We start from the raw sequence: 13,328 nt of genomic DNA, 5'->3' as shown, positions 1-13,328 counted from the left end.
ACACCAGATTTGACAATAACTCCGGCGGCACACCAGTTAGCCTTAAGGCATTGGGTCACAAAGTTGGCAAGGCATGTGATGAGTGCGAAGAGACTGGCCTAATTGTTAGCGTTCGCGACAAGAAACTTATTTGGGAAATTCAAAACACAAATATAATTATCTCTGATCGATATCTGGAAACAGGCACGCGGCGGATTCCAAACGAAGTGAGGATGCAGGAAATTGCAGAATTACTCTTCATACAGATTGGTGGGCTCGTGGCTAGTAACGCTGGCAGCGCGTTCACTGGAGAGGGTGTTGCGCCCCCGCCGCCCTTAAGAAGCAGTCATTTTGATAACTAAAAAGGCCGGAAACAACGTCCCGGCCCTGCTTTTTAGTGTTCTATTTTGTGTTACAAAGCGGAATCGGCTCTTCTCCGCTTTGTTGAGTAAGAAAAGATGCCGACCATCAAGTAACCTGTTGATATGTTAGGTTTCTGACAACTTTACATAGGGCAGGTATATGACCATCGACATCTCGCAACATATTTTACGCCTGAAGGGGCAACGTGTAAATGAAATTGAGCTGGCTGAAGACTGTGCGAAGGTTATTGTTCAGTGCAGTCGGGATGCCCGCAGGAGCGCTATAGACCCTGCAACCGGCAAGAAGGGTAGCATCAACCAACATATTCGCCGACAAGTAAACGACATCCCGTTTTTTGGGTATCCTTGTGTGATTGAGATTGAGCTAGCGCAGGTTTTTATTAGCAAGGGTGAGCGCCGCATTGAGGCGTGTCCTTTTGTTGATAAAGGGTGCCGTTTCACCCATCGATTTTGCCATCTTATCAGTGGATTGTGCCGTCATTTATCCATTCTGGCTGTCTCCAGGCATTTAGGTATACGATGGGAGACGGTAAAGAATATCGACAAGGCATACCTGATGGAAACGCTCCCTGCGCTTGATCTCGCACAGCTTGCTGGCTTGGAATACATTGGTGTCGATGAAGTGGCCCGGGCGAAAGGTCATGACTATATGACGGTGGTCTACGATATGGTCGGAGGGCATCTGATCTGGGTGGAAGCCGGTCGAACTGCCGAAGTTTTTTCAAGGTTTTTGAAACAGCTGCGGCCAGATACAGCCCATAAAATAAAGGCCGTGTCGATGGATATGGGGCCTGCCTACCAAAAGGCTGTCAGGGAGTCCTTGCCGATGGCCGACATCGTATTTGACCGTTTCCACGTCATGAAAAACTACAGCAAGGCTATCCATAATCAGCGTCGCCTTGAGTTCAGGAAGGCCGATCCAAGTGGTAAAGAGTTGATGAAGGGCACGCATTATCTGTTGCTCAAAAATGCGGATAAGTTGAATGAAAAACAAAGTAACAAGCTGCAAACGTTGCTGGAGAGCAATAGCAACCTGAATACGCTTTACGTCTTAAAAGAACAGCTTCAGGCTCTGTGGAGCGCCCCATCATTTGAGGGGATGTCAGAGCAACTGGAAAATTGGTGCCTGATCGCAGATCAGTCACACATGCTCTATCTGAAAAAGTTCGCAAAATCCCTAAGAAAACATTGTGTGGGCATATGCAACTACGCGAAACACAAGCTGACAAGCGCCAGGATAGAGGCTGGTAATGTCAGTATAGGAATGATCCGCAAACGAGCCAGGGGCATCAGGGATACCGAATACTTCAAACTCAAAATTAGACAATCATCCATCCCAGATAATCAATCTATGTTCTATTTGAAATCCTAGAATAACTCAACAAAGCGGAGAAGAGCCAAAAAGTATTGGCTTTGGCGCGCTGTTGATAGCAAGGGTGACGTGCTGGATATTCTTGTACAGTCACGCCGCAATACAAAGGCAGCAGACCGTTTCTTTCGCAAATTGTTCAAGCAATACGGTCAACTGCGCGTCCTTGTTACCGAGAAACTGGGAAGTTATGGGGCGGCCCTCAGGAAACTGGCGCCTGGTATCGACCATCGTGCCCACAAGGGATTGAATAATCGAGCGGAAGTTTCGCACAGGCCCACCCGGCGACGAGAGAAGATAATGGGGAGGTTCAAATCACCCCGCCAAGCGCAACGCTTTCTGTCCGTACATGATCAGGTCCAAACAATCTTTCGCCCTCGCCGCCACAAACTATCCGCCCCTGCCTATCGCCAATCTCGCTCAGATGCTCACAGCATTTGGGACGACATCACGTGTGAGCTAAAGGCAGGGTAAAACAAACCGGTGACCCCCATTGCGGCTTGGAGGCAATAACTTGACGATACCCTTGGAGAAGTCCTCGACGGGTTGCCTACAGCTTAGGACGGATTGCGATCCATAGCGGCGGTGCATCAGGCAGTAGCATCGGCCAAGGCGGATGGCGAATGGGTGGACGCAAGGCCTCCTACGTTTAGATGACGCGTTGTTCAGATGAACGTATCTGAGGTGACCTTATCCGCGGATAAGGTTATCGTTTATTAACAAAGTGTTAAGACTATGGAACGGGGCGCAGGGTGCCCCGTTCTACCATTTTGCACGGGAACAGGCGGACCTCGGGGTAGCGGTCGGGATCATCCAGCATCGCAACGATCAGTTCGACGTACGAATGGATGATCTGTTCGATTGGCTGGCCGATTGTGGTCAGGTTGATGTTTTCCCAGCGTGCCATTTCCATGTCGTTGAACCCGATAATGCCGATGTCGCGCGGCACGTTCAGACCTGCGTCCGCAAGTGCGGAGAGTGCGCCGATGGACAGCACGTCGTCGCCGCAAAAATAAGCCTCTGCGAGGGGCCCGTCTGCGATGAGGCGCTGCATTTCGGCGCGGCCTGCATCAAAAGAATAATCGCTGGCAAACGAATGGCGTCGCGCGACGTCGGGGTGTTTGGCGAGTTCTTGCGAGAAGCCGCGAAAGCGGTCTTGCGTCGACGTGGCGGTTTCCGGCCCGCCCATAAAGCCAACTGAGGCATAGCCGCGCGCCGCCAGTTCGCGCGCCGCCATGCTACCACATTCGGAATTGTCGACGCCGACAACATGGACGTCCGGTGTGGTTGAAAAGCGCCCAAAACTGTTGACTACGGGCACGCCTGCGTCGCGAAATGCCTTGGAGAATTCTGGCGGCAAGGTAGAAGACGAGACTATAACGCCGTCGACCGAATATTGCTTTAAGCGGCGCACGGAGGTCAGCGCGTCTTGTTCATCGCTCAGGTTCATAAGCAGCGGACGCAGGCCCTTGTCCTGAAGTTTGCGGGTGAACAGATCGAAGATTTGCTATCAGACGGGACGCGGATTTCCTCGATAGCGATAAACAGCTTGTTCACCGCCCAGCCTGTAAACCGCTGTGAAACTGTCGTGCCTGCTACCTCACCCGCGTTGTGACCCATCAACCGCTTCATCAGTTCAACCCAGAACGATTTGCCGTTGCCTTGAATACCGAACAGCACAATGGCCCACCTGACTCGCTTACCGGGGTTCTGGTAAACGTAAGCAAGGAACGTTAGCAGCAGTTCGGCTTCGGCGGGATCAGCCACAAGTGAATAGGCATGTTCTAAAATTGTCTGCACGGCCAATTCAGCGTCCAGCGTCATCGGCGCAACAGGCGTAACGTCATGCCGCTGAAAGACGTTCACATAATCTAGCCCGCGATGCCCAATGATCCGATCATCACACGGCCAGAACATGGTATTTGCAACGGTCCGCATATGCCGCAACACAAGCATGGACGCGGTGCGTTCTGCGGCGTAGCACTCCGGCATTCGCGTAAATTTGGCATTGAATGCGCCGGGCTTAATTGAATGGCCAGTCGCAAGCTGGTGAAACTCCATCAGGGCTTTATTATAAACCCATCCCGCCGCCCAGTCCGGCAACAGGTAATCCGGCTTTCTGGCCTTCGCCATTTCAAAGATGGACCGCATAGTGACGGGGTTATCTGATCCCACCGTGAATTTGGCCCAACGCTTCGCCAGATCATCGCCGCCTTTATAACGCGGATCCTGTCGCGACCATTGATCCCAAAGCGCCAAGCCGCTTTCCTCGCCCATAGTCTCATGACACAAGCCCATGCCAACCTTCACCCAATCGCCATAATCCAATTCAGCGGCGGGTATCGCATCAAGCGCCTTGTCGATCCGCGCCTGTTCAACAAACATAGGCCCGGACACATCGGCAATCGTAAGTTCATCGACCTGCGGCGCTATCGTGGCAACATTGCGGACAGGTGCCTTTGCCTTGATCCAGTCCGGCGCGTCTGCAATGTCATCGTCGTTATGCCATGCATACACCTTGCCCTCGAATTTAGAGGGCGCAAGCATGATGTAGCCTTTGTGTTTTACATCAACTTCAACCGCTAAGCTGCCGGGATACTTGGTATCAGCTTGTGCCGCAAAGATGTAATGCCACCCGCCACGCGCCGACCGTTGCGTTAATGTCTTGATTACATCAATGCCTTTTTCCACGCGGAATTGATCCCAAGCGAACGTTGGCTTGTAGGTGTCGGGGTCCACCACGACTATGCCAGACGCAGCGCAGGCAAGCCCAATGTTTGCAGTTGGCGTTTCCGTCCACCACTTTTTGACCTGATCAAGGTCGTTTGTCGCGTCTTTGTGACCATTCGCGGTGATGGGTTTTTTTTGGTCGGCACCTCCAGAAGTACCGCTGTTTGCGAGACCGGTATCTTGATCGGAAAAAAGGCCGGGGAAGATATACTTCAGGTCTACTTGCCTTCCAAACTTATTTTTTAGGCTTGTCCATGCATCTACCATCGAGACCAATAGTCCGGCCGGAACGTGTCAACGACTTTGAGACAGTGGCTTTTGGACTTTAGGCTTGGGTTTCTTCGGTTGGTTTTGGTGGGTTGATCCAGACGGCGGTCGGGATTTGAGGCGGTTTTGGTGGTTTGTGTACGAAGCGTTCGGGCGTGGCGAGGAATGCCGCGTCTAGTGTTGCTTGTCGCGCGGTGTAGATTTCTTGGGCCTGCCCAAAATGGATTTGGTCGGGCGTCATCAGACCAATCCCGGCGTTATGATGGTCTTGGTTATACCATGCAAAGAACCTGCGGCAGAATGCGCGAGCCTGCTCGATGGTTTCAAAGTTCTTGGGGAACTCTGGCTGATATTTCAGTGTTTTGAAGTGGGCTTCGGAGAACGGGTTGTCGTTTGAGGTGTGGGGCCGACTGTGGGACTTGAGCACACCAAGATCAACCAGCATCAGGGCTGTCGTCTTTGCCTTCATGGGCCCACCGCGATCTGCATGCAATGTCAGCTGATCGCGTGGGACCTCGTGTTTTTCCATCGCGTCGATGAACAGCTCTTTGAACTGGCTGGCGCTCTCCGCGTGCTCGACGCGCCAGCCAACAACGCGGCGGCTGAAGATGTCGAGGATGACATAGAGATAGAAGTAGGACCATTTCACCGGGCCCCTCAGCTTGGTGATGTCCCAAGACCAGACCTGATTGGGGGCTTCAGCTAGAAGTTCAGGCTTTTGATAGACGGGATGTGTGCTCTGTCGGCGGCGTTCGCCAACTTCGCCCTGCGCGGCCAATATCCGATACATCGTGCGGATTGAACACAGATAGGTGCCTTCATCCAGCAAGGTGGCAAAGACCTCTGTGGGCGTCTGATCCGCAAAGCGGGGTTCGCGCAGGTGGTGCAATACCTGGTCTCTTTCCCTTTCCGGCAGAGCCCGCGAAGACGCTGCGCGCGGTGGGCGTGTGCGTGGTGGTGCCGTCAGCGCCGCACGCTGTCGAAGAACGCTCGCGCGCGATAATGATAGCGCGGCGCAGACAGCCGAGGTCAAGCCGCTGCCGGTGGGCAATGCAATCGCGACGGCCATCATGATTTGCCGCTGCGCTCTTGCGTCTGCTCCATCTCGTCCAGAAGTCCCACCACTTTTTTTTGGATGGCAATGATGGCTTCCGCCTGATCCAGACGGCGCCGCAAGGCTGTCACCTCACGGTTGGCCTTGGCCAGCTCAGCTTGCAATGGATTGGCAGGTGCCTTTTGTGGGCCACGGCGCATTGGCTGCAATGCACCCAATGTGCCGGCCGCCCGCGCACGGCGCCAATCGGTCAGTGCAGAGGAATAAAGCCCCTCCCGCCGTAGAATGGCGGAAACCCCGCCAGTGTCTGCCACTTGGTCCGTCTCATCCAGAATGCGCAGTTTGTATTTGGCTGTGAAGTTGCGTCGCTTCGGGATGCTCGTCAGTTCCGCTGTGGGAGCCAACGGCGCATTAACAACGCGGGGAGGCGACGTCGGGGCCAAAACGGCTCCAGATCCAGCATCTGGCGAAAGTGGTGATTGTGAAGGCATAACCATGGGTTCGTTCTCCTACGCCCTCAAGTGTAAACTTTAGCCAGTCAATTGTCTCACCCTTATTGGCACGGAGGGGGCCTTGAACTCAGTTTTTAGTGAAACATAAGTCGCGTGATGTTCACTCTTCACTTGAACCGCTTCGATTCGAGAATCTGAGAAAACGACTAGATCATCAAAAATGCCCGCTTCTGGCGGGCACAAATACAGACTTTCGAGAAGGCCGTCTTGCATAAGCCGGTACAGAGTCGCAGCGGCATATTCATACTGACGTAGGTATCCGCGTATCGCTGCTTGTTCGCCGGTAGATGGCGGGCGCTTTCCCACAAGGGATTTTACATCTTCACTCTTCAGGCGGTCGTGGGGCACTGGGAGGTCTCCGATAGATTTTTTAAGACATCAGCTTTGCGGTTGAAATGCCTTTGACTGCATCATGCAATTTATGCGTGTATTTGGAGCCTACTATTCACAGCAGGTTATACAAGCAATCTCATTTGCTTAACTTCATAAAGACCAGGGTTTTCGGTGTAAGGGGTGCTTATCCCACGCAAAAGCTATTTACCGAAGCCATTCTGAAGTTCTTTCGGAAAATTATCCCAGAGCAATGGCACAACTTCCAAAATCAGGTCACTGATAACTTCCGCATCATCTCAGAACAAGATCTTCGGGTTTTGGAGTGAGCGGAGTATAAAGCATTGATTTGTGAATATTTTGATAACCAACTGCACCCTACCGCCAAAGCCCCCCTTCCAACAGGATTCCGACTGCCTTGGACGTGGGCTGAAACCATTCCAAGCGCTTTGGCTGCCATTGTCATTTCTGCGCATCGACGACAAACAGACATAGACCAACCACAAAGGATCGATATGCGCCGCTCATTTAAAGCCCTGCCAGACTTCCCCGTTGCAGACCTCCGCCCGTTGACAACACAGGTTCACGGCGTCGATCTGCACGATGATTACGGCTGGCTGCGCGCGCCCAATTGGCAAGAGGCGATGCGGGAACCCGACAAACTCCCCGTCGACATTGCCGCGTATTTGAATGCCGAGAATGCCTATTATGAAACGGCAATGGCGGACACAATCGATCTTCAGGATCAACTGGTCAAAGAAATGCGCGGCCGCATCAAAGAAGATGACAGCAGCGTTGCACACAAAAACGGTCCCTATGCCTATAGCACCCGTTTCGATGATGGGGCCGAATACCCTATATTTATACGCACGCCGCAGGCCGGTGGCAAAGACCAGGTCGTGCTTAACGTCAACACACAGGCCGCAATCCACGACTACTTCGACCTCGGTCAGACAGCGATCTCGCCGGATCACAAGGTTCTGGCTTGGGCGGCGGACGTGAACGGCTCTGAATTCTATCGCCTGAGCTTTCGCGTTGTCGAGAACGGGACCGATCTGGACTACCATATCGCGGACGTGGGATCTGTCGCGTGGGCCGACGGGCAAACGCTGTTTTACGTGCGCGCAGATACAAACCACAAATACAACAAAGTGTTCCGCCACACATTGGGGAGCGATCCCGCAGACGATGTGCTGGTCTTTAGCGAAGATGACGCCCGCTATGACGTCGACGTCTATCGCCAGCGGTCCGGGGCTTTCGTCACCATTCTAACAGGCATGAACGACGAAAACGAAATCAGCGTTATTCCCACGTCTGATCCCACTGCCGCCCCCGTAGTTATCGAACCGCGCACCCAAGGTTTAGAGTATGACATCGACCATCAAGGTGACGCGTTTATCATCCACACAAACGCCGACGGCGCCATCGATTTCAAGGTTATGACGGCCCCTGTCTCGGCCCCGTCCCGTGCCAATTGGGTCGATCTGATCGCACATGAGGACGGGTGCCGCATCGTTTCCACGATCGTCCACAAAGATTGGTTGATCTGGATCGAGCGCCGCAATGCTCTGCCCCGCATCTGTTACGTCGCCAGAGGCCAGCCGATCGAGGTCGCGCGGGTCATCGCATTTGATGAACAAGCTTACAGCCTCAGCGGCGATCCCGGACTTGAATACGACACCGATATGTTCCGGTTCACATATACGTCGCCGACCACACCATCGCAGGTATTTGACTACGATTTGTCCAGCGGTCACCAGGTTTTGCGTAAGACGCAAGAAATTCCGTCCGGTCACGATCCACTGGATTACGTCACGGTGCGGACGATGGCCCAATCCCATGATGGCGCGCAGGTCCCAGTGACAATCCTGTATCACAAAGACACCCCGTTGAACGGGGCAGCACCCTGCCTGCTTTACGGCTACGGATCTTATGGGATGAGCATGCCTGCCTCGTTCTCAAGCGGCCGTCTATCGCTGGTGAATCGTGGCTTTATCTACGTCATCGCCCACGTGCGCGGCGGCGAGGAAATGGGCCGGAACTGGTATGAGACCTCCAAGTTTAGCGGCAAACCTAATACCTTTCATGACTTCATTGCAGTCGCTCAGCATTTGATCGCCGAACGCTATACCGCACCTGCACAGATCGTCATTCAAGGTGGGTCAGCTGGTGGCTTATTGGTGGGTGCTGCCTTAAACATGCGGCCTGACTTGTGGGCTGGCGCCATTGCGGATGTGCCCTTCGTTGATGTTTTAACAACGATTCTTGACGAAACCCTGCCCCTAACCCCCGGTGAATGGTCTCAATGGGGCAACCCGATCGCAAGCCAGCAGGCCTTTGAGGATATTCACGCCTATTCGCCTTATGATAACGTCACGCCGCAGGATTATCCTCCGATTCTTGTCACCGCGGGCGTGTCAGATCCGCGTGTGACCTATTGGGAACCAGCCAAGTGGGTGGCTCGTCTGCGCGCGACCAAAACGGACGATAATATACTAATGTTACGCACCAACATGACCTCTGGCCACTTCGGCAAATCAGGCCGCTTTGCAGCACTGGAAGATGCGGCGCGATCCTATGCCTTTGCGTTGAAGGTTACTGGTAGGTAATTCATCACGGACTAGGGGCTATTCCTACACCGATAAAAACACAGCCACGCACCAAATAAAATACTGCTAAATCAACGTCGGGGGTCAGTTGCCGCATGCCTCACAGGTTTTTGCATCGAGCAAAGCCGACCTTGACTGCGGACAATTCGACGAAGGCCCATGGACGGTTAGCCTTAGTAACCCCCCCTCTCCCTCTATGGTCACTGCCCGCTTCAAACCTACCTTCCTGGTCTTTACTCACGCCTTATGAAGACCCCTCAGGCTGCGGCATTTACAGCAAAGACCCTCACCAGAATCCTGCAATATACAAGGCAGCTTTCAACCACGGCCAATTGGTTAGAGCTCTTCTGCGTTAGCTTGCCCTAACTAGCCCGATATCTAACCGCTAAGCACGAGGTTTTAGCGGTTTGGGACGAGCATGTTCTGCACCTGATTGGCTTTGTTGCACGAAAGGATTGACGGGATTTATATTATAAATCCATCTTCGTAGCTGGCGGATATGAGCAGCTATAACGATGGATTTTTGTGGTGAATTCTAGTGGTGGAATTTGTACAAAAGGCCCATCAACGGCTTTTACGACTCGCGTCGCCGCCATTCAGCACTGGGGTGGGAAAGCCCTGTCGCTTTTGAACGGAAGGTGGCTTAAACGAGCACTTGGGGCGGCACTAAACCGTGGCAGGTCCGCGTCGCACTTTAACAACAACAAGAACATAAACCTGCACTCTCAAAATTTACCGTGAGTTGCATGCAACGGGGTGCGCATTTCACCTGTGTGGAAAAAGCCTGGGAAGGACCCAAACACTTCAAGCTTGCGCGTTTCATTCTGCTACAAAGGGCGGGAAGCAGACTTTCACTGCAAGCGCGAGCCATCCATCCCGTGGGGTTGGAAGCCGACATTCAGGCAGCCCCAAACTACGCTTGGCGCTGCGCTGTCTCATGTATGCTTCGGAGCCCCATTTTACCAATTTTCTACTTTGCAGCGAACGATTGCCCTGCCGATAAACCTGTTGCACCAAAGGCTCAAGGTTTGCTCAGGTGGTCTGATGCTTTGGTAACGGCCAGAGACAAAAGCAGTGTCATGGCCACAAGCGTGAATAGGCTTGCGAACATCAGGTCTGTTTTTGCTCGGCCATTAGCCAGAAGCATAAGATAGCCCAAGCCCTTGGATGCGCCCACCCACTCACCAATGACGGCACCTATCGGAGCGTAAACCGCAGCAAGTTTCAAACCTGTTCCCAAGGACGGCAGCGCATGCGGGATCTTGATCCGGCGCATGATTTGCCGCTTGGTGCCGCCCATGGTCTTGGCCATATCCAAGATATCTGCAGGCACCCGCGTTAGCCCGTCGTAAAACGCAGACGTGACCGGAAAGTAGATAATCAAAACAGCCATAACGACCTTGGACGCAATTCCATAGCCGAACCAAAGCGTCAGGATCGGGGCCAACGCAAAGACCGGGACGGCTTGGGTAAAAATTAGCAGCGGCATAACTAATCGGTGCAGCCGGTCTGAGTTGGCCAATTGGACTGCGGTGAACGCGCCCAAGACAGTGCCGGTGATCAGGCCAAGGATCACCTCAGTTGCGGTCACCAAAGCATTTTCAGCAATGAGCACACGGTTATCCAGCGCAGCCTGCGCAACCCGCAGAGGCGATGGCAGAATGAATGATGGCACGCCTGTGAGCCATACAATCCCCTGCCAAAGCAGCAATGCAAAGGCGCAGGCCCCTAAGGCATAGCGAATACGTGTCATCGGACCTCTCTGAGGTAGGCAAGCAATGCCGCCTGACACGCGACTGTAGTGGGGGCATATTGATCGCGGATTGGGGGCATATCAGGGGTTAGCCATGGTTGGGCTGCATCCGGTGTCAGAACCATGATTTGGTGGCCAAGCCGGACGGCTTCGGCGGGGTCATGCGTCACCAACAGGACGGTTTTACCCAAAAGAACCTCGGCGGCGAGTTCTTGCATATCGGCCCGCGTACTTGCGTCCAGTGCGGAAAATGGCTCATCCAAGAGGGCAACGGGGCGGTCTTCCATCAAAGTGCGGGCAAGGGCCGTGCGTTGCCGCATGCCCCCCGATAGAGCGTTCGGTTTTTTCTGCATATGGTCTGCAAGCCCCACACGGATCAGCATGTTTTCAGCTCTGTCAAAGTCCGGGACCTGACCACGCAAGCGCGCGCCAAGCACTGTGTTCTCAAGCACGCTAAGCCATGGCAGCAACAAATCAGACTGCGCCATGACACTTATACGATTTGCCAAGGCGATTCCATCAGATGCCGTGATATCACCGTCAAATTCACCCGCTAAGGTCAGCCCCGCAATCAACCGCAAAAGCGTGGATTTTCCAACTCCAGAGCGCCCTAGAACACAGGTCCATTGGCCCGCTGGCAAGTGCACGTCGATGTGCCCGAACAAGCGAACGCCATCCATAAACTGCGTGCCGCGCACATCGATTGCAGGGGCCTGTGTCACGCCCCGCGCAAGCCCATGTCCCAAAACGCCACTTCAAGTCGGGTGGCCGTGGTAAAGCGCGCTTGCAGATGTAGCCAGCGCGCTGACCCAGCCGGATCACCCCCCAGACGGCGTGTCACGGCGCGATCTATCATGTGGCCCACTGACACCATGACGTTTTGATAATCATCGTCAGCATAGGTCGCGATCCAATCGCGATATGGCGTATCAGGGGCGGCAGATTGCGCCAACCGTGCGCCGATTTCGCCGTACCCAAAACAGCACGGGGCAAGGGCGGCCATCAAATCCAGAAAATCACCCTGCAACCCAGCGTCCATAACATAGCGCGTGTAAGCGAGGTTTTCGAACTCTTCACTGGCTGCAAATAACGTCGCCTCGTCGATGCCAGCTTGCGCGCACGTTTTGACGTGCAGTGCCATTTCATGATTGACCAGCGCATCCACCGTACTGGCGCAGATCTTCATTTCATCCAGCGTTTCGGCCTTCACGACACCCAACGACCACGCGCGCGCGAAGTGCACCAAAAAAACGTAGTCTTGGACAAGGTAATGCAAAAAAGAGGCCTGTGGCAGCGTCCCGTCACCCAAGCCTTGCACAAAGGGATGATGGGTATAGGCGCGCCATGGCTCAGGGCAACCTGCGCGCAAAAGCGCGAAGGTTGCCCCGTAAGGTGACGCAGTCATTGTGATGTCACATCAATGGCAATCTCGCTGACCGGATTGATCGCGGGGATCAGGCCAGCATCGTGTAAGAACGCCTCGAATGTTGCATAACGGCCTACGTCCATCGCGGTCGGACGCAGCGCGAAACGGGGCAGTGTGTCGACCCAAGCGCGCTTGTTCAGCTCGTCATTCAGCTCTGGTGCTGTGCTTGCAAAAATCTCCCAGCTCTCGACGGGGTGGTTGACGATGTATTGCGTCGCTTTTTCCGTGGCAGCAAGGAAACGCTGGATCATGTCGATGTCCATCGTATCTTTGTTGGCTACGTAAATCAGCTCATCATAGGGTGGCAGTCCTTCTTCTTCGACGTAAAAGCAGCGGCCTGGCACACCTTCGATATCCATTTGGTTCAGCTCAAAATTACGAAACGCACCAATTACCGCATCAACCTGGCCTGACATCAATGACGGCGACATGGACCAGTTCACGTTGATCAGCTCCACATCGTCCAGCGTCAAGCCGTGAGTTTTCAGAACATGACCGAGCACTGCCTCTTCGACCCCACCGACCGAAAAACCAACCTTGCGCCCTCTCAGGTCTGCTGGCGTTTCAATCGGTCCATCGGCCAGTACCAGCAAACAACTCAGCGGCGTTGCAACCAGCGTACCGACCCGTTGCAACGGCAATCCTTCGTGGATTTGCAGATGCAGTTGTGGCTGATACGAAATCGCCAGATCGGCCTGTCCGGCGGCGACCATTTTTGGCGGTGCTGATGGGTCAGCGGGTGCGATCACTTCAACCATAAGGTCTTGTTCAGCGAAATAGCCTCTTTCCTGCGCGATGATTACGGGGCCATGATCGGGGTTCACAAACCAGTCCAGCAACAAGGTGACCTGGTCTTGTGCCCAAAGAGGTGCCGCACACAGCGACAGGGCCGAGGCAAAAAAGATGGATTTCATAA

The 13,328-nt window shown here is 53.8% G+C and carries 8 protein-coding genes and 2 pseudogenes; 3 read left to right on the top strand and 7 right to left on the bottom strand.

What is annotated here, in order from left to right:
* The first annotated feature begins 501 nt into the window (after window positions 1–501).
* Window positions 502–1,734, top strand: a complete 1,233-nt coding sequence (locus tag OA238_RS08775; RefSeq protein ID WP_015494904.1) for an ISL3 family transposase — start codon at window positions 502–504, stop codon at window positions 1,732–1,734.
* Window positions 1,735–1,755: 21 nt separating this feature from the next.
* Window positions 1,756–2,205, top strand: a pseudogene (locus OA238_RS08770) (IS6 family transposase); the annotation flags it as partial.
* 259 nt (window positions 2,206–2,464) lie between these two features.
* Here OA238_RS08770 and OA238_RS08765 read toward each other — a convergent pair.
* The 3 genes and pseudogenes from OA238_RS08765 to OA238_RS08755 form a co-directional block, all read right to left on the bottom strand.
* Window positions 2,465–3,238 (bottom strand): annotated as a pseudogene (locus tag OA238_RS08765) (substrate-binding domain-containing protein); the annotation flags it as partial.
* Window positions 3,178–4,728: a bifunctional DNA primase/polymerase gene (locus OA238_RS34705; RefSeq protein WP_015494901.1), complete on the bottom strand. Its 1,551-nt coding sequence runs from the start codon at window positions 4,726–4,728 to the stop codon at window positions 3,178–3,180. The pseudogene OA238_RS08765 and the gene OA238_RS34705, both read right to left, overlap by 61 nt.
* A gap of 58 nt (window positions 4,729–4,786) precedes the next feature.
* Window positions 4,787–6,279, bottom strand: a protein-coding gene (locus OA238_RS08755) for an IS3 family transposase (protein WP_085982745.1) whose coding sequence is annotated in 2 segments (ribosomal slippage) — window positions 4,787–5,829 and window positions 5,829–6,279 — 1,494 coding nt in all. Because the reading frame shifts where the segments join, the coding sequence is not laid out codon by codon here.
* An 860-nt stretch (window positions 6,280–7,139) separates the two neighbouring features.
* Between OA238_RS08755 and OA238_RS08735 the strand changes: the two genes are divergently transcribed.
* A complete protein-coding gene (locus OA238_RS08735; protein ID WP_015494899.1) occupies window positions 7,140–9,233 on the top strand; it encodes a S9 family peptidase in 2,094 nt (697 codons plus the stop codon).
* A gap of 1,021 nt (window positions 9,234–10,254) precedes the next feature.
* On the opposite strand, the gene OA238_RS08730 is transcribed toward OA238_RS08735, so the two are convergent.
* From OA238_RS08730 to OA238_RS08715, 4 genes are read right to left on the bottom strand one after another with little or no spacing between them, the layout of a single operon-like run.
* Window positions 10,255–10,986, bottom strand: coding sequence for an ABC transporter permease (locus tag OA238_RS08730; protein WP_015494898.1), 732 nt, complete (start codon window positions 10,984–10,986; stop codon window positions 10,255–10,257).
* Window positions 10,983–11,708, bottom strand: coding sequence for an ABC transporter ATP-binding protein (locus OA238_RS08725; protein WP_044036535.1), 726 nt, complete (start codon window positions 11,706–11,708; stop codon window positions 10,983–10,985). Before OA238_RS08725 ends, OA238_RS08730 begins: the two co-directional genes overlap by 4 nt.
* Complete coding sequence (gene tenA, locus OA238_RS08720) at window positions 11,705–12,391, bottom strand: thiaminase II (protein WP_015494896.1); 687 nt, start codon at window positions 12,389–12,391, stop codon at window positions 11,705–11,707. Before tenA ends, OA238_RS08725 begins: the two co-directional genes overlap by 4 nt.
* Window positions 12,388–13,326, bottom strand: coding sequence for an ABC transporter substrate-binding protein (locus OA238_RS08715; RefSeq protein WP_015494895.1), 939 nt, complete (start codon window positions 13,324–13,326; stop codon window positions 12,388–12,390). The genes tenA and OA238_RS08715 overlap by 4 nt, the downstream gene beginning before the upstream one ends.
* Window positions 13,327–13,328 lie beyond the last annotated feature (2 nt).

This window comes from Octadecabacter arcticus 238, from assembly GCF_000155735.2.
Taxonomy (GTDB): domain Bacteria; phylum Pseudomonadota; class Alphaproteobacteria; order Rhodobacterales; family Rhodobacteraceae; genus Octadecabacter; species Octadecabacter arcticus.
The sequence above is the reverse complement of the archived record's forward strand: the minus strand, read 5'-3'. Positions and strand labels throughout refer to the sequence as shown.